16 protein-coding genes are annotated in these 18,426 nt (G+C 41.9%); 9 read left to right on the top strand and 7 right to left on the bottom strand.

Annotated elements, in window-relative coordinates:
- The first annotated feature begins 36 nt into the window (after positions 1–36).
- Complete coding sequence (gene mtnK / locus ACXAFE_RS17925; RefSeq protein WP_475155825.1) at positions 37–1,239, top strand: S-methyl-5-thioribose kinase; 1,203 nt, start codon at positions 37–39, stop codon at positions 1,237–1,239.
- A 225-nt stretch (positions 1,240–1,464) separates the two neighbouring features.
- On the opposite strand, the gene ACXAFE_RS17930 is transcribed toward mtnK, so the two are convergent.
- Positions 1,465–2,133, bottom strand: a complete 669-nt coding sequence (locus tag ACXAFE_RS17930) for a DUF2306 domain-containing protein (protein ID WP_475155828.1) — start codon at positions 2,131–2,133, stop codon at positions 1,465–1,467.
- 147 nt (positions 2,134–2,280) lie between these two features.
- Between ACXAFE_RS17930 and ACXAFE_RS17935 the strand changes: the two genes are divergently transcribed.
- On the top strand, positions 2,281–3,477 hold the full coding sequence (locus tag ACXAFE_RS17935) for a helix-turn-helix domain-containing protein (protein ID WP_475155832.1): 1,197 nt from the start codon (positions 2,281–2,283) through the stop codon (positions 3,475–3,477).
- 85 nt (positions 3,478–3,562) lie between these two features.
- On the opposite strand, the gene ACXAFE_RS17940 is transcribed toward ACXAFE_RS17935, so the two are convergent.
- Positions 3,563–5,524, bottom strand: a complete 1,962-nt coding sequence (locus ACXAFE_RS17940; RefSeq protein WP_475155838.1) for a methyl-accepting chemotaxis protein — start codon at positions 5,522–5,524, stop codon at positions 3,563–3,565.
- Between the two features lie 114 nt (positions 5,525–5,638).
- Here ACXAFE_RS17940 and ACXAFE_RS17945 point away from each other — a divergent pair, with 114 nt between their 5' ends.
- Entirely contained in the window at positions 5,639–6,700 is a 1,062-nt protein-coding gene (locus ACXAFE_RS17945; protein WP_475155843.1) for a hypothetical protein, read from the top strand.
- 94 nt (positions 6,701–6,794) lie between these two features.
- On the opposite strand, the gene ltaE is transcribed toward ACXAFE_RS17945, so the two are convergent.
- Entirely contained in the window at positions 6,795–7,796 is a 1,002-nt protein-coding gene (gene ltaE, locus ACXAFE_RS17950) for a low-specificity L-threonine aldolase (RefSeq protein ID WP_475155847.1), read from the bottom strand.
- Positions 7,797–8,042: 246 nt separating this feature from the next.
- On the opposite strand from ltaE, the gene ACXAFE_RS17955 reads away from it, so the two are divergent.
- From ACXAFE_RS17955 to ACXAFE_RS17975, 5 genes are all read left to right on the top strand, one after another.
- Positions 8,043–8,747, top strand: coding sequence for an ABC transporter ATP-binding protein (locus ACXAFE_RS17955; RefSeq protein ID WP_475155849.1), 705 nt, complete (start codon positions 8,043–8,045; stop codon positions 8,745–8,747).
- A 23-nt stretch (positions 8,748–8,770) separates the two neighbouring features.
- A complete protein-coding gene (locus ACXAFE_RS17960) occupies positions 8,771–10,786 on the top strand; it encodes a TonB-dependent receptor (protein ID WP_475155852.1) in 2,016 nt (671 codons plus the stop codon).
- Positions 10,787–10,789: 3 nt separating this feature from the next.
- Positions 10,790–12,190, top strand: coding sequence for a DUF3526 domain-containing protein (locus ACXAFE_RS17965; RefSeq protein WP_475155854.1), 1,401 nt, complete (start codon positions 10,790–10,792; stop codon positions 12,188–12,190).
- Positions 12,187–13,524, top strand: a complete 1,338-nt coding sequence (locus ACXAFE_RS17970; RefSeq protein WP_475155857.1) for a DUF3526 domain-containing protein — start codon at positions 12,187–12,189, stop codon at positions 13,522–13,524. The genes ACXAFE_RS17965 and ACXAFE_RS17970 overlap by 4 nt, the downstream gene beginning before the upstream one ends.
- A 142-nt stretch (positions 13,525–13,666) precedes the next feature.
- Entirely contained in the window at positions 13,667–14,149 is a 483-nt protein-coding gene (locus ACXAFE_RS17975) for a DUF2938 family protein (protein WP_475155860.1), read from the top strand.
- Here the strand turns inward: ACXAFE_RS17975 and ACXAFE_RS17980 are convergent.
- From ACXAFE_RS17980 to ACXAFE_RS17995, 4 genes are all read right to left on the bottom strand, one after another.
- Positions 14,138–14,785 (bottom strand): GNAT family N-acetyltransferase, encoded by a 648-nt coding sequence (locus ACXAFE_RS17980; RefSeq protein WP_475155862.1) that lies wholly within the window; start codon positions 14,783–14,785, stop codon positions 14,138–14,140. The two genes, ACXAFE_RS17975 and ACXAFE_RS17980, sit on opposite strands and share 12 nt — an antisense overlap.
- 4 nt (positions 14,786–14,789) lie before the next feature.
- Positions 14,790–15,242, bottom strand: a complete 453-nt coding sequence (locus tag ACXAFE_RS17985; protein ID WP_010558267.1) for a DMT family transporter — start codon at positions 15,240–15,242, stop codon at positions 14,790–14,792.
- Positions 15,239–15,865 carry a nitroreductase family protein gene (locus ACXAFE_RS17990; RefSeq protein WP_475155867.1) on the bottom strand — a complete coding sequence of 209 codons (627 nt, stop codon included), beginning with the start codon at positions 15,863–15,865 and terminating at the stop codon, positions 15,239–15,241. The genes ACXAFE_RS17985 and ACXAFE_RS17990 overlap by 4 nt, the downstream gene beginning before the upstream one ends.
- A gap of 82 nt (positions 15,866–15,947) precedes the next feature.
- Entirely contained in the window at positions 15,948–16,544 is a 597-nt protein-coding gene (locus tag ACXAFE_RS17995) for a Crp/Fnr family transcriptional regulator (RefSeq protein WP_475155870.1), read from the bottom strand.
- A gap of 222 nt (positions 16,545–16,766) precedes the next feature.
- Between ACXAFE_RS17995 and ACXAFE_RS18000 the strand changes: the two genes are divergently transcribed.
- Complete coding sequence (locus ACXAFE_RS18000; RefSeq protein ID WP_475155872.1) at positions 16,767–18,392, top strand: endonuclease; 1,626 nt, start codon at positions 16,767–16,769, stop codon at positions 18,390–18,392.
- Positions 18,393–18,426 lie beyond the last annotated feature (34 nt).

An 18,426-nucleotide genomic window follows, 5' to 3' on the forward strand; every position in this document is an offset into this window, starting at 1 on the left:
TTCCGTAATTATCTGTATTTTTGAATAGTGAACACCATGACTGACTATATTGCTTTTGATAATGAGCGTGCACTTAACTATGTGGCACAGTTAAACGAATTTTTTGCCCCAAATGCACAATTAACCTGTAATGAGTTTGGTGATGGCAATCTCAATTTAGTCTTTCGTATTGCTGATGAAAACGGTAACAGCGTTATTTTGAAGCAGGCATTACCCTATGCCCGTTGTGTTGGTGAGTCGTGGCCTTTAACCCTTGATAGAGCGCGTATTGAAGCGGCGGTGCTTGAAAAACATGGTGCGGTGTGCGAACCATACACAGCAAAAGTGCTGCACAAAAATACCGAACTTGCCCTAACCATTTTGGAAGATTTAGGCCATATGGCGATTTTGCGTGGCGAACTAAACCATGCAACAACCTTTCCAAATTTAGGCAGCCGACTTGCAAACTACCTAGCAACCACCAGCTTTTATTACTCAGACTTTTACTTAACACCTGCAGAAAAGAAAGCCTTGGTCATTGAGTTCACAAACCCCGAGCTGTGCGCCATTACTGAAGACTTATTCTTTGATGATCCGTACCGCACATCTCTGCGCAATAACTACCCAGCGACACTTGAAGGTGAGGTGAAGAAGCTTCAGCAAAACACCGAACTGCACATTAAAGTGGCTAAATTAAAGCAGCTATTTTTATCGTCGCCACAAAGCTTAATACACGGCGATGTGCATTCGGGCAGTATTTTTGTTGATGCGCAGTCGACTAAGGTGATCGACCCAGAGTTTGGCTTTTTTGGCCCAATTGGTTTTGACTTAGGCTCGTTTATCGGTAATTTTTTACTTAATTATTGTGCGCAAAATGCCCGTATTAGTGAAATTCCAAAACGCCGCCAAATGCAAACCTATTTGCTGACGACAATTCAACAAGTGATCAACGAATTCTCAGCAACCTGGCTGTCGCTTGCAAAACAGCATACCCGTGATTTATCACTTCAGGCACCTGGCTATGCAGAATATTTTGTCAACCAAATCATTAAAGATGCACTTGGTTTTGCCGGAACTGAGCTTGTGCGCCGCACCATTGGCCTTGCCCATGTATCAGACGTTGATGGTATTGAAAATGATGATGCACGACTGCAAGTACAGCAGCAAACATTAATACTAGGTGAGCAACTTATTTTACATGCCGAGACCGCTCACGATAAAGAATCAGCATTTAATCTGATTATTAGTCTTGTTCAGTAAAAAGAAGCTCAATAAAACTAAGTGCAGGAAAATAAGTTCAGTAAGCTCTGTGTAATAAAATCAGCGCCAAAAATTTCAGCCTAAAAAGCCAGTAACCCTGTTATTGGCTTTTTGCTAAAGCGCTTTAGTTCATTGAAGAATATTTACACCTTCTCGCCTTGGTACTCTTCGCTAAACATCTTCATTTCGCTTAAATGGAATACCTTAAGGTTTAGCAATTAAGTGTCAGCTATGGTTCTTTTTAAATAACCAATGTGCAACTAACAGATTCAAAACCAAGCCGATTAAACGTCCATAATCATGCATAAATTCAGCTCCCACATTGCCCATTAGTATCGCAATAATTTCCAAAAATAACGGGCTAACAACCGCTAAACTTGCAGCTGCTGCAAAATGTACCCAGCGCTGGTGCTGTTTAACATCCTTTTTAATTGCATACTTAACAGCAATAACAAAGGTTAAGAAAATCGCTATCGCAACTATCACCAAACTCGCATAGCGCGCGCCAAATTCATTAGGCGAAAATACATGATGCATCCACACACCAGACGCCGCCATCACACATGCTGAAATAAACGCAAAGTAGCCATTAATTTTATGATAGCGCGGTTTTGTTTGTCTTAACTTTAGTGAAAACTGAAATGGCATTGTTAAGAAAAACACAATACCTGATATACCATGGCAAATAATCACAAGTGGCATATCAAAATAGCGCGCGTTGATCATTTCACTGAGCGGCGACTCAACACCACTCCCCATTACAACTAAAGCAACAATAAATACTGCTGGTATTGCAGGAATACCTATCATAAAGAGTAAAAAGCTAACGCCAGCCCAATTAAACGGTGTTTTAAATTCATTCGGTTCTGTAATCATTGCATTTTGGTATGTCATTTATTAATCCTTACGCCATACGCTAGTTAAGTTAGAAACGATTATGTAAAATACCTAAAGCAATATCGTTCTAATCTGTTGAGAAGAACCAAAAAGAAACAGCAAAAATAATAAGATATTGTTTATAAAGAAATAAAAGGATTTAGTTTGCAACCATCTGAAATCTACTTATTTGCGATTAACATTGCAACAATGACCTTATTGGGCTTTAACGCAAGTTTACTTATTACTAAAAAAGGTCAAAATTTCGGCTATACTTCCCTATCTTGCTGCTTTATTGCCATTGCAATTGTGATATGCCAACCCAGCTTAAAATTGCTTGCGCCAGAGTGGCGGCAAACTCAACTGATTGTATCGTTACCTGCATTATTAATGATTGCCCCAAGCTTTTGGTTTTACATTAAAAGTCTTACAGCAGCATCGAAATGGACGCTTTCCAAACACGATAAATGGCATTTTGCGTTGCCTGTAATCGGACTATTTATTTCACTTTTTACATTAGTTTTACCCAGTGAGATTCAACACGGGCTTTTGGTTGACGGTGATGATGTGGTACTTGAAAGCGCATCCCCCTTGTTACGATATAGTGTGTATGCTGGGTTAATTATCACCTTTTTATTGGTGATTGGCTGGGTATTACAATCGGCATTTTATGTGGTTAAAACCATTGTTCGTTTAAACCGCTACCGCACACATTTAAAAGACATTTTTGCGACAACAGAACAAAAAGAGATGGGTTGGCTTACAGCACTAGCACTTTTAGTAGGCATTCCTTGGGGCTTATTTGCCATCAATTTAACACTCAATAATTTGCTGTTTCCAAGTGAAATGTATACGCCCTTTTCAAGCTTACTATTACTGATAGCCGTAACCTTTTTAGCGACTTGGGCGCTTCGCCAAAAGCCTGGGTTTGAAGAATTATTTGATGATATTAGTAAAGGTGATGAACCTACTGTGTTGTCAGTGAAGCAGAATAAATATAAAACTTCGGCATTAAGTGAAGATAATTTACAACACATTGCAAACAAATTGGAAAGCGCAATGCAGCAAGAGCAGATCTATTTAAACGCAGCCTTGTCATTGCCAGTACTTGCAAAAAGTATCAATACTTCTTCCAATTATATTTCTCAAACATTGAGCGAGCGTTTAAACGTTAATTTTTTTGATTATGTAAATGGCTACCGTGTAAAACACGCTAAGAATGAACTCACAAATAGTAATAAAACAGTACTCGATATTGCAATGAATGCGGGTTTTAACTCTAAGTCGGCGTTTTACACCGCCTTTAAAAAATACACCGGTATCACCCCAATGCAATATCGCAAGCAGCACACTAGCCTATGACGCATTGAGGCTGCATTGCTTAGAGTAGCTTACGGGATATCACCACCTGTTACTGTCCTTTGTCACCATAACTAACAAGCGCGCGTTAAGTTTTAAACTTTTTAACCAACGCAGTTAAAGCAGCTGAAAGCGATGCCAGGCTATTGGCATTTTCATCGGCGTCATTAGCTAGCCCTGAAATTTCATCAGCACCGGTTTTAATATCCACAACGTTGCGGTTAATCTCTTCCGCTACATGTTGCTGCTCTTCTGCTGCAGTGGCTATTTGCGAGTTCATATCACTAATAAGATCAACCGAATGCGTAATGGAATCAAAACTAGCTTGTGCTTGTTTTGTGAACTCAACGGTTTGCGAGGATATATCGAGGCTTTGTGACATCTCTTTTGAAATCGCTTGGGTCATATTTCTAAGCTTACCAAGTTGCTGTGCAATTTCTTCTGTTGATTCGGAAGTACGTTGAGAAAGCGCACGTACCTCATCTGCTACCACCGAAAAGCCTCTGCCTTGCTCGCCTGCGCGTGCTGCCTCAATTGCGGCATTAAGTGCTAACAAGTTTGTTTGCTCAGCAATACCGCGGATCACATCTAAAATGGTGGTAATGCTTTCACTTTCACTGTCTAAATCACGCACATTTTGCTCTGTACTTGCGATAGTATCTGAAAGCCCCGACACACTTGATACTGTTTTATTAATTAACGATTGCCCTTCAATCGCTGATTGTTTAGTAGAATTGGCTGAATCTGCTGCCGATGCGCAGCTTGATGCGACTTCGTTGGCGGTCGCCGCCATTTCATTAATAGCGGTAGACGCTTGTTCAAGAGCTAATTGTTGCGTCATTAGCGATGAATTCATGGACGTAACTAAACGTGAACTTACTTCCGATGCGTTGCTAACATTAGCAGAAGAACCGTTAATCTCTCGCACCAAATCAGCAATCGAAGTTAAAAATTGATTAAAGCTATTAGCCAGTTTTCCGGTTTCATCTTGCGTGCGAATTTTTAAACGCTGGGTTAAATCGCCTTCACCTTGCGAAATATCTTCAAGGCCACGGGTTACCTCAATAATCGGACGCGATATTAATTTAGAAATATACACAGACAGTGCGGAGAAAATACCAATAAGAATTAAACTCACCACAATAATTATCACCATCAGGGAGTTTGCCTTCGCCATCACTTCTGACTTTTTAAGCAGACCGATAAACTTCCAATTGAGTTTGGGCGAGGTATACACATTGGCAAGATAAATATCGCCATCAATTTCTATGGTGGTGTCGCCAGATTCCATGCGGCTTAATTCAGCGTATAGGTTGCTTTTAACACTCGCAAATTCTTTAAAATTATTTTCAGGGTGTTTGGCATCAACCAAAATTTTGCCGGAATCTTCTATTAACATTAAAAAGCCCGACTCACCCATTTTGATATTTTGGATCATGCTCGTTAACCCTTTTAGCGACACATCCATGCCGGTTACACCAAAATTGCTACCCGCACTATCTTTAATAGACATCACGGTAGAGACAATAACCGCGTCATCTGGCTCCCAATAATACGCTTGAGTACGAATCGGTTTAGTTGTCGCGCCTGTGCCTGTTTTAAACCAAGGACGCGGTCGTGGGTCGTAGTTAGCGCTTACACTGCCTTTTGGCCATTGCGTATAACCACCTTGTTGATTACCCATGTAAATATAAGAAATGCCCTCGTGTGATTCCCCAAACTGCGAAAATAAATCGAATACCCGTTGTTCAATTACGTCGTTTTGTTCCGGCGTAATTTGACTGGCGGATGCGCTATTCATATAAGTTTTAATACCATTTTTGGCCGCCACTAAATCGGGGTGTTTCGCGATATACACAACGTCTTTACTGATCTCCTCAAAGAAAAGTGAAATTGCTTTATCTATCTGCGTAACTTCTCGCGTATTGGCAATGGTAAAATTATCGTGCGCCAGGTTGCGGGTCTGGTTAATCATGATCACAGCAATCACAATAATTGGCAGTGTCATGGTGACTAAAAAGGCAATGATGAGTTTTTTTGAAATTGACATTGAGCTAACTACAAATGGCTAGTAATGAATTAAATATGGTTTGCAATCTGGCGCTAGTCAACTTCATCAGTTATGGTCTAAGCTATTTTAAAGTCATCTATTTACACGGTATTTATGTTGAACTCAAAACCCCTTTTAATTAGTTCGCTAATTGCACTTTCACTTTCTGCGCAGCTCGCTGCATCGCCCTCACTGGCAGGCGGATTTTGGATTAATTACAGCTTTAACGAAGACACTCACGAAACCGACTTTGGCGATCAAGCGATTATTGGTTACTTAGATGGTGCAAAATCAGATCAGTCACCTTGGTTTTACTCTGCAGAATTTCGCTTAGGGCCCGGCAGTTTCACTGACGTTGATAACAATTCAAGCGGGCAAAAATATGTTTTACACAAAGCATGGTTTGGCTACGCGATTGACGACAATAACTCGCTGACCTTTGGCAAAAGCCAAGTGCCATTTGGCTGGAAAACCGCTAATTTTTGGCCAGGGGACATGTTTTTAGCCGCTTACGGTGACCAAATGGATGTCGGCGTAAAATACCAAGGTGGGGTTAACCAATTCAATTACCAACTTGCCTATTATTTGGCTGATGACTGGGCAAGTAAATCAACCGACAGCACCGATGACAACCGCCACTGGGGCAGCAGTTCAACCTACCGAAAAGTAGACACCGCAGTTGTTGATTTTTCTTACACATTTAACAAACAACATACCTTTGCCGCCTCCTACCAAAACGGTAAATTAGAGGAGTTGATCACAGGAGACAGACGTACCGATGGCGATCACAGCGCTTATGTAATTTATTACCAAGGGCAGTTTGACCAGCTCACAACTAAGTTCAGTTACATTGACGGTAAACGCGATTTACCACAAGCCTATCTTGCGGCCAATCCAAATGTCACAAGCACAATCGACAACACCCGCTATGCCGGCGAACTTGGTTATACGTTGGGTGATTGGTATTTTGTATTAGATGTAACCTTAGCTAAATCAAACACCAATGGTGTAGATGGTGACACAGTTTATGCGTTTGCGCCGGGCGTACGCTACGACTATGGCCCGGGTTGGCTGTACCTTGAATACCTCAATCAAGATGCGTATTTCGACCGCAATATGCAAATCAATCAAGGGGACTTTGCGGCGTGGTATCTCACCTTCGATTACTACTGGTAAATGCCAGCGCAACTTGACATCTAATTACACTCATATTAAGGCAGATAACCAATATCTGCCTTAATTTTGGCTTTAATAATTCAATTAAATACAACTAAAGCGCGTTCTTTATTGCTGCAACCACTGAAACACAATCTTTGCGTGTCACATCTTTATGAAGTACCAAACGAATTTGCTCCCCAGCACAAATATTAATACCTTGTTTATAAAGTAATTCGGCAAATTCAGTAACCGGTTTCTTTTCATGGTATTGCAAAAACACCATATTGGTAGCCTGTGCAATAACAGTGGTACCGTCGATATCTGATAGCTCAGAAGCTAAAAACTCGGCGTTTTTATGATCTTCAATCAGGCGGTCAATATTGTTTTCTAGGGCATACAAACCCGCAGCTGCAACAATACCTGCTTGGCGCATGCCGCCACCAAGCATTTTGCGCCACTTATGAGCTTCATGAATAAAGGCTTTTGAACCACATAGCACACTACCAAGCGGCGCTCCGAGGCCTTTCGATAGGCAAATCGATACCGAGTCCATTTGTGAGGTAATGTCTTTAATCGCAACTTGATGATGCACCGCAGCGTTAAATACCCGCGCGCCATCTAAGTGCAAGCCTAAACCATGTTCGTCACAAAAGTTACGGGCGTCAGATAAATAAGCCATTGGCAGCGGTTTACCCGAAACCGTATTTTCAATCGATAAAAGGCGCGTGCGCGCGTAATGGTGATCGTTCGGCTTAATTTTTCGTTTAACTAATTCGAGTGACAAGCTGCCATCTTTTTCAAACTCTATTGGTTGTGGCTGAATGCTGCCGAGCACTGCCGCACCACCACCTTCATATTTATAAGTATGGGCGTCTTGACCAACAATGTATTCGTCACCACGCTGACAATGGGCCATAAGCGCCAATAAATTACTTTGTGTGCCACTTGGCGCAAATAATGCGGCCTCATGACCGGTTAATTCTGCGGCCTTCTGCTGCAACGCATTTACCGTTGGATCGTCACCAAATACATCGTCACCCACAGTAGCACTGGCCATCAGTTCGCGCATTGTTGCGCACGGTGTGGTTACGGTATCACTGCGTAAATCTATCATATTTTCATTGCTTTAAACTGGTTCTGATAAGAACTCACTGTAGCGTGGCAACACAACAAAGACAATCACATTGCGCTAATCACACAAAGCGTAATGCGAGCGGTTCTCATCGCACAAAGGTTTACTTTACTTTAATGTTATAATATAACATACCTCGTTTTTCTCAGTAACACTAAAACACTTGTTATCTTCAGTCCCGTTTTAGTGCTGTTTCATTCATTAATAACTTTTGGTTGTACAAGCATTATGCAAAACAACACTCTTAGTGTTTCGGCCTTAACCAAGCAGTTTGGCAACAAAACCGCAGTGAGCGAATTAAGCTTTAACTTACATTCAGGCGAGGTTTACTGCCTACTTGGTTCTAACGGCGCCGGTAAAACAACAACATTTAATATGCTTTTGGGCAATACGCGACCCGATGCGGGTGAAGTGCTGCTTAACGGTGACTCAATTTTTGCCAGCAATTTCAAATTAGATCAGCATATCTTTTATCTACCTGAAAACGTTAGTTTATACCCAGAGTTTTCAGCAGTAGAAAACCTTGCATACCTTGCGTCATTAGCATCGCTTGATGTTGAAGACCGCGCCCTGCGCGATGCGCTCATTCAATGTGGCTTAAATCAAGAAGCGCTCGATAGACCAACGCGTTTTTACTCAAAAGGCATGCGACAAAAAACCGCTATCGCATTGGCGCTATTAAAAAATGCCAACTTAATGCTACTTGATGAACCAACTAGCGGGCTTGATCCGGTTGCTACGCGCGAATTTGTCGCCTTAATTAAACAACTTGGCGAAAAAGGGGTAATGACCGTGATGATCACACACGATCTCAGTTGTGCTCATTTACTTGCTGACCGCATCAGTATTTTGCACCAAGGTAAACAAGTTGCCGAACTGCCGCAAAGCGAATCGTTCGAGTCACTTGAAAGCACTTATTTATCCCTTGTTTAACTGTATATTTTTCGGAGTAGTTTGTGAAAATCCGCCGCCTTCCTTTATCTCTAAGTGCCATATCTATTGCACTTTGCGCTCAATTCGCTTTAGCAAATCAAGACAAGTCACTTGAATCAATTGTGGTAATTGGTAAATCGTCATCGGTTAGCTCATCTAACCTTGCAGGTTCATTTGATTATATGGGCCGTGAAGAAATCAGTTATCAACATATTGATGATTTAAAAGAATTATTTACTAAAGTACCGGGAGTTTATCTATCGCGTTTTAACCAAGGCATCGTAAATACCATTTTATCAATTCGTGGTTTTGCCGGAGACGGGGCCAGCCCTCACGCTAAATTATTGATCGACGGCATTCCAGCTAATATGCACGCAGGTTACGGTGAACTCGACCAGTTATTCCCGATTGCCATTGATCATATCGAAATGTTTCGTGCCACCAGCGATCCCCGTTATGGATTATTTAATATTGCCGGTAACTATCAAGTAAAATCGCGTAGCGACAGCAGTGCTGACCTAGAGCTGACCCTAGGCAGCTTTAATACCCGTGAAATTCAAGGTTATTTTGGCCAAGAAGGTGATACGTTATCACATAGCTATTCTTTAGGTTATCGTAAGAATGAAGGCTATCGTGACCACACCGATATTACCAAAAAAGCCATTTCGGGCCGGTGGGACTGGCAATTAAATAGCGACTCAACACTTGGTGCAATTGCCCGCTATAGCCGATATGAAGGTTCAGCCCCAGGTTATTTGAGCGAACAAGAAGCAAGGGATAACCCAACCATGTCGGCTGATTATGCAAATCAAGATGGTGGCGTGAAAGAAAATCATCATATTAGCCTGCATTACGATACCGCCATTAACAACCAGGTTGATTGGGCAGTAAAAGTTTATAGCCAAAACTTTCAGCGTAATCGTTGGGTACGTTTTTCAGCGCACAGTGATATTCAAAACCGCTTTGATGATCAAGATATGCTCGGCGCAATTTCAACGTTAACATGGCAAATTGACCCAAACTGGGCGCTGCTGTGGGGCGTTGACCTACAAAACGAAGAGATTATCGAGCAACGTTTTGGCACAGTTGGTCAAACGCGAGAGCGTGATGATCAAGTTGTTAAGCGTAACCGTCAGTTTATTTACGACACAAAAGGCAGTTACCTGCAACTTCAGCATCAGCCAAACGACAAACTGAACTGGAATGTAGCATTACGTGTTGATGACCTTTCGGGTGATTACAGTGAGTTTGCCGCCGATGGTACGCGCAGCGACCGTGAAATGTATGATTTTGGCCTAGTTGTTCAACCTAAGCTAAATGTGATTTACGCACTCACCGACAACACAGCGGTATTTTTCAATACTGGCAGAAGCTTTCAACACCCAACTGGCAAAGCTGCGTTTACCAGTGGCGATATTAACGCCCGCGAAATGACACACAACGACGGTGCAGAAATCGGCTCACAGTGGAGTGCAGATGCTGTTGAACTACGCGCTTCGTACTGGGTGCAAAAAGCCAAAAATGAGTTTGTATTAATTGATGGTGAACAAAAGAACGTTGGCAAAACAACGCGAAATGGTATTGATTTAGCAGGTAACTGGCAGGTATCTAACGCATTTACCGTATGGGCAAACTACTCGTATATCGATACTGAAATTGTCACGCCAAGTGATACCGCAAACGTAACTAAAGGCAATCAATTAAGAAGTATTCCTGATTTTACCGCATCGCTTGGCGCAAGTTTCGACGCCACAGAAAAACTCGTTTTACGCGTTCACTTAGATACCCAGGGCGATTATTACGTTAATGAAGAAAATGCCGGCAAAAAATACGGTGATTACACTTTGCTCAATGCCAGCGCCGATTACCACCTAGATTGGGCCACCATAAAGTTGCAGCTTAATAACCTCACCGATGAATACTACGAATATGTATACGATTTTGGTGGTGTAGATAGCAACGGCGTGTACCAAACTGACACCGTTCATTCTCCTGGCGATGGCCGTAATGCCAGCCTTTCCCTCTCTATGAGTTTCTAAATTATGTTAACAACAATAGTCAAACAAGAATGGCGGCGATTACGTCGCCACCGTTTAGCACAAGCCGTGTTAACGCTGGTTGTTGTATTGGTAAGTGTCATTGTATTGAGTCATTGGCAACTTCAACAAAATGCCATTGATGCACAGCAAACATGGCAGAAAACCGCCGATGAATTTTGGCAAGCACAACCTGAGCGCCATCCGCACCGCGTTGCACACTATGGCCACGTGGTATTTCGCGAACACTCACCACTTAGCTTTCTCGATGTTGGTGTCGCGCCATTTAATGGCAACTTCTTATTTTTAGAAGCACACAAACAAAATGCCAGCGCAATCAAAAGTTACCCAGTGAACGCCTCTAGCCTCGCAATTGGTTTTCCGTCTGTTGCCACCTTCTTTTGGTTTATATGGCCATTGGTATTAATTATTTTGGCGTACGGCGCAATTAGCGACGAAAAACAAATGAATCGCTACACTTGGCTGTTAAGCCTTGGCCTCACAAAACGTACATTAATGTCTGCCAAAGCGGTGTTTTACATCGTGTTAAGTACGATTATTGTGGCGTTTATTGCCTGCGTAGCCGCACTGTTTATTGCTTTAACTGCACATGTATCTGCCCAGCATTGGTTGTCTTTTGCAGCTATGATGGCAAGTTTTTGGCTATACAGCATTATGTGGGTGCTGATCATCGTTACAGTGTCGGCAGTTGCCAAAAACAACCTGCAAAGCTTGTTAAGCAGCTTAGCGGTTTGGCTGTTTATTTGTGTTCTCGTGCCAAAAATGGCTGCACCAATTGGGCAAAGCTTAGCACCTGTTCCCGAGCACGCTAACTTTGTCAGTCAGCTGAAAAAAGATGTAAAGGCAGTCGGCGACTCACACAATCCAAACGATCCCTATTTCAATAGTTTTAAACAATCCGTACTTGACCAATATGGCGTAGATACGATTGAAGAACTGCCCGTTAATTACAACGGTTTGATCATGGCCGAGGGCGAGCGAATCACAAGCGATATATACCAGCGTCATTTACACACGTTAGAGCAAACCTTCGCAGAACATGAACGCACCCATCAATGGTTATCATGGCTTTCACCTACCCTAGTGCTAAGCAAAGTATCGGTGCTACTAAGCGGTAACGACCGCGCCAGTATTGATGAGTTTGCAAAACAAGCCGAGGCCTATCGTTTATCACTGATCCAAGCGCTTAATAAAGTACATACTGAGCAAATTGATCACCATAACGATCGCGCACAAAAAATAAGTGGCGATGTATGGCGAGATATGGCGCTGTTTGAATTTGAAATGAAACCTGCTCAGCTTCCACTTAAAAACTTACTGCCGTTTTTAGTCTGGCTAGTGCTTATCGCTGGCCTGTTTTACCGTGTAGGAGCAAAGCAATCATGAGTTTAGTTAACTTAGAACTAAAACTGCTATTTAGAAATCGCGGATTTCTTTTGCAACTGGCGGTATACCTTGTTTTATCGCTTGGTGCGGTTGTCATTGGCTTTAATCATTACAACAAGCAACTTGCCGAAATCGAAAAACAACATCAGTTTGCTGCGGCTGATATAGCTCAGTGGCAAGCCGCTGGCGATAAAGCAACACCAGGTGGACTTGGTTACTATTTACATAGCCCTGCGGTTAAAACACCGAGCCCATGGTCAATTTTATTTAAAGGTGAAAGCCAAGAGTTACTCACCATCAATCGCATTCGTTTATTAGCGCTGCAAGGGCAACTCTACAACGAACCAATAAATAACAGCGAACATTTGCGCCTTACATGGTTAGATTTAGGCTTTGTATGGGTTTATTTATTGCCATTGTTGATTGGCTTTATCACCGTAACGCGACTTGCCGAAGATAAACAAACTGGGCGCTGGCAGTTATTTTCTGCCAACCTATCAACTGGCAGTAAATTATTAATAACACGCATCGCTATCAGCGTAAGTGTGCTGTTTATCTTAAATGTATTGGTACTATTAGCGGCTACTGCTTTTACGGATATTACGCTATCGCTCGATACCGTGTGGTTACTGACTATTTTGTTTAGCTATATGCTGTTTTGGGCAAGTGTCAGTTATCTCATTAGCAAGTTGGTAAAACAGGCTAATTTATCGGTACTGGCTTTTGTTGTGAGCTGGCTGGTACTCGCAATTGCCATACCTTCTGCGCGCTTTTCAAGCCAATTAGACGTAAGCCAAAGTAATACTGGCGTATCACTATTAATGACGCAGCGCCAAAGTATTAACGATAGCTGGGATAGAGATAAGCAGGCAGATCTCGACACCTTTTTAGCGGCTTATCCGAAATGGCAAGAAACCAGCAAGCTAGGCGAAGCATTCGACTGGAAATGGTATTACGCCATGCAAACGTTAAGTGACGATGCCGCCAAACCAATGGCAAATGATTATCTAACCCATATTGAAAACGCCAACAAAGCGCCTGTTTTTAGGGCTCTATCGCCTGTGCTGAATGTGGATTTATTGCTAACCCGCCTTGCCAATACCGATAGGCAGAGTGATTTAGATATGAAAGCGCAAGTAACCGATTGGTATAACACTCTAAAAGACCACTGGTACCCTTACCTATTTTTTAATAAAACGTATTCGCCACAAGCCATTGCCGATGCACCAAAGTTTAGCTATTTAGCAAATACAGCTAAAGATGCGCTGCAATTGCTGTGGTTGTTATTGCTTACTGCGTGTTTAATTGCGCTAAGTTACAACCGCAAATCCTAGTTCCAATTCTAGCCAAAAATTGGATTCTGTTGTCACAACCAAAGGAAGCATTTGCTTCCTTTTTTTATTGCATCAAAACCTTGACTTAAAGCTGACTTGAAGTTGCAAAATCCCCTTTTAGTTGAAAATTAAGGATAAAATGATGACTTCAATATTATTAAATAGCCTGATAATTGGTGTAGGCGCTACGCTTGTAATGGATTTGACCGCTTGGTTACGTTTGCGATTATTCGCTATTCAGCCATTAAATTATGCTTTTGTCGGGCGTTGGTTAATCGGTATCACTCATGGAAAGCTGCGTCATAATCCGATTATGGCGTCACCCAGTGAAAAGCATGAGCTTGCCATTGGTTGGATCAGCCATTATGCAATTGGGGTTGTGTACGCATATATGTATTTGATACTGGCGAACATACTCACACTTAACACTGGCAATATAGCGCTATTATTACTGTTTACGCTCTCAACGCTGGTAATGCCCTTTTTTGTTATGCAACCGTGTTTTGGTTTTGGCATCGCTGCCAGTAAAACCCCACACCCGCTGCAAATCAGACTAAAAAGCCTGCTTGCACACCTGTCATTTGGTGTTGGGCTTTACATTATGATCTTGTTGCTACTCGGCTAAATGGTAGCAAGCACCTAGCGCTAGAAACCCCATTGACAGATACATTGGCAGGCCAGCTTGCGAGGCCTGCAAACTAATAAAATCGCAACTATTTTGCTCTGAAAACCAAAGTAAATGCTGCATTATTGCCTTGCCAATGCCTTTGCCTTGGTAACGTTCTGGCACGCCAACTTGATGAACACCTAGCGTCTGATTAGTAATATAGGCGATTGCTGTTCCGCAAATTTCACCATTTTCAATGTATGCGAAAATTGTCGCATTGCTATCACAAAGTAATGGCCGCAAGGTTTTATAATCAATCAAATAACCAAAAGCCTCACCGCATACGTTGGCCCACGGTTTTAAGCGCTCTTCTGACGTGATGCGTTCAATATACTTATTCGAGATAGCGAGTTTTTGTGTACCTTCAAGGCCCATTGCAATCAGTTTATTACGGTAGTTCTCGCGTTGAAAATCATTAGGTTCAGTGGTTACACATACATGTTGGTGCCAAGCATTTTGGTCAATTGCCTTAAAATCGCTGCGCCACACTTTGTTTGGCCAGCTAGTGTGACGATGCACATTCGAGGTTTTAGTATGCGCTAATGTTGACCAAAATTGGTGTAAATTTGCCAGGTTCCTATCTAATAACGTCATGAGTTTAATCCTTATTTATCAATACAATGCCAGCAATTAACAATACTGTGCCCAACGCTTTGGTAATACTAATAAGCTTTTGTGGGCTATCAAATAAACCAAAGTGGCTAATTAACATAGCGAAGATAATTTGACCGGTTAATGCGTAACTCATTAAATTACCTACGCCCATTTTGGGAATAAGCCAATACATGCTACCAACGCCTAAAACACTTAATACACATGACCCCCACAAGTACCAAGGTACATTGCTCAGCTGTACATTTTGCAACGTGACCGAGAGCGTTTTTGCATTGATTACCAAAAGCACCAGCGAAACCAAAATAAAACTAGTTAAAAATGCATAACTCGTTGCCAGCCATGAGCTTTTTAATAGTTGCCCTAAACGCGCATTCATCGCAGCTTGCATTGCAATACACGCGCCTGCGATAAAAGCGACAGGCCAAAGGGCGTTCATAATAGGCTCACTAATTGATTTATTGGCTTGCGATATTTTGCTCTAAGCGCAGTGTGGTCGTCTCTGCTACGAATGCCTACAGGGCATAATATTTCAGCGTTTAACCCGCGCTCTGTCAGCCCAAGGGCATCACTTACTGCTTTTTGATCAAAGCCTGTCATTGGGCACGCATCAATGTGATTTATTGCGGCACAACTGAGCAATTTGCCAAGCGCGATATAACATTGGTTGGCACTCCATTTTTGTTGTTCAAATGGTGATAGCGATAACAAATCACCACTAATGGTTTGCTTGTAGCCTGTTAGTTTTTCAACATCAATTTGCTGATTTTCTGCAAGCGCTGAAATATAACTATCAATATCATGCTGTGAGGTGGTTACACGGTTTGCTAACACCAATAAGTGTGAGCACTGTGCAATTTTATCTTGCCCGTAACTAAACGGCACTAGCTGTTGTTTAATATGATCTTTGCTTATCACAAGTAACTCATAGGGCTGCATACCATAAGAGCTTGCGCTCAAATGTACGCTATCGATAAGTGGTTGCAACTGCGCTTGTGAGAGTTGTTGTGAAGAAAATTTATTGACCGCGTAACGCCAATTAAGTGAATTAATAAAGTCCATTGCCTTGCCCTTGTTCAAGTTGATACGGCAAGGTTACGCACTCTTTATTCTTATCTCCTTTACATATGTTGATAAACCAAAATTATTTTAAATCTTTTTTAATGCGGCTTAGCTGAGTCGGCGTAATACCTAAGTAACTGGCGATATGATACTGCGTTAAGCGGTTGATTATTGGGTTAAACTCTTCTAAGAAATTTAAGTAACGTTGTTTTGCTTCAAATTGTAAATAGCCGATTTCTTTTGGCTCTTTTTCAAGTAACCAATGGGTTTCAAGGTAATTAATATGAAATGCCATCAACTCATTATTTTCAAATAGCGCCTGACGAAATTGCTTAAAATCTATTTCTAAAATCTCGCTTTTTTCGAGGGCATCAATTGCCATAAAGCTAGACTTATTAGTAAGTAACGCCGTCATACTGCCGGGAAAGCGCCCTTCAGCAAAAAAGGTTTTATTAAATGCATTGCCTTGCTCGTCAATAACATATGCGCGCATCAAGCCACGGTGCAAAAACGCAAAGTGGCTAGGAGTTTGGCCAATTTCATACAATACTTCTCCCTTTTCTACCGTGCGTAATCGCGTGCAATTTTTATAAGCCAAAAACGCTTCATCGCTAAGGGAATAATAGTTGTTTAACGTGGTTTTAAGGTGAGATATTGCATCCAAAACAAATACAGCCAAATCGAAATAGTAACGCCAGTTTACCTAACGAATACTAAAGCGTTAAGCCATTGTTTATAAATATATGACGCTTATTTGTGGTTTCTTTACTTGCTAGTAATACATTAAACCAACTCAATTCGTAGCAATCCCCAACGCGAATTTTAACATTATTGTAACAAATTTCATTTAGCTTATACTGCTGGTTGATTTATCGTCAAAAACACGTTTAAAGGACACACTATGATTTACGGAAAATGGCAAAAGCTACTGCTTGCAAGTAGCCTAATGAGTGTTGCAGGGGCGAGTTTCGCTACTGTAAACAATGGTGATTTTGAAACTTGGACAAGTAACACACCAAGTGCTTGGTCTACTATTGATAGCGGTATTACACTTGCACCAGAAAGCAATATTGTAAAATCGGGCAGTTATGCCGCAAAAGTAACGGTAAATACCGCATCGCAAAGTAGCACAGATATACGTCAAAGCGTTGCTGTTGAAGCGGGTCAAACCTATCAATTTTCTACTTGGGTTTATCACACTGAAGGCGGCATAAAAGCACGCTTAGTTGTTGATGGCTATCAAAATTATTCTAATGCAGCCGTTACACAACAATGGCAGCAAATAAGCTACCAATACACTGCATCAACAACCACAAACATCGATGTGGGTTTGCGTTTTTATGATGTAAACGGGTTCGATGGCAGCGAAGTGGTTTATGTTGATGCCTTTTTACCTTCTTCAGGCAGCACACCGCCACCAAGTACAGGGTGTAATGATCATAGCGTGTCACTGTCGCTACAAACCGACAGTTACGGCGAAGAAACAAGCTGGCAAATTACCAATAGCCAAAACAATGTAGTTGAATCTGGCAACAGGTATCAATCAAGCACCCAATACAACCAAGAAATGTGTTTAGCATCAGGCGACTACAGCTTCACCATTTTTGACAGCTATGGCGATGGCATTTGCTGCAACCACGGTAACGGCAGTTACAGTTTAACCAGTGCAAATACTGTGTTAGCAAGTGGTGCAAGCTTTCAAAGTTCACAAACAACAGCGTTTACACTTGGCGGCTCAACCGACCCTGAACCTCCAACAACGCCAACAGGTTATTATGCATCAACCCAAGGGCTAACAGGTTTTGCACTAAAAACCGAGCTACACAATATTATCAAAAATCATAATTCACGCGGCTACTCAGCTATTTGGGGATTTTACGATAGCGCATCGCGCGATAAATATTTCGAGAAAGACAACACTATTCTCGATAGATACTCTGAAAACCCAACCGGGCAAGATAGCTACAATTACATTGCCGTTACCAACCAATGCGGCAGCTACAATAGCGAAGCTGATTGCTATAACCGCGAGCACTCTTTCCCGAAAAGCTGGTTTGGTGGCAAAGTAGAGCCTATGAATTCGGATATTCACCATATTTTCGCAACCGATGGTTATGTCAACGCAAAACGTGGCAGCTATCCATTTGGTGAAGTCAGTAGCGCTAGTTTTGTTTCAAATAATGGCAGTAAACTCGGTAGCGCTGCCTCATCAACAGGTTATAACGGGACTGTGTTTGAACCGATCGACGAGTTTAAGGGTGACTTTGCACGCGCCTATTTTTACATGGCTACGCGTTATCAAAACGTTATTGGCTCATGGCAAGGAAATAGCAGCAGCGCCAATGATGTGCTAAACGGCACAACTAACCAGGTATTTGAAAGCTGGGTAGTGGCACTTTTATTAAAATGGCACAACAATGACCCCGTAAGCCAACTTGAGCGCGACCGCAACCAAGCGGCTTATGATTACCAAGGTAACCGCAATCCATTTGTCGACCATCCTGAATTTGTAGATATGATTTGGTAAACGCCATTCATCACACAACAAATGACATCAAAAA

This window comes from Pseudoalteromonas sp. ABV4_021 (assembly GCF_056159365.1).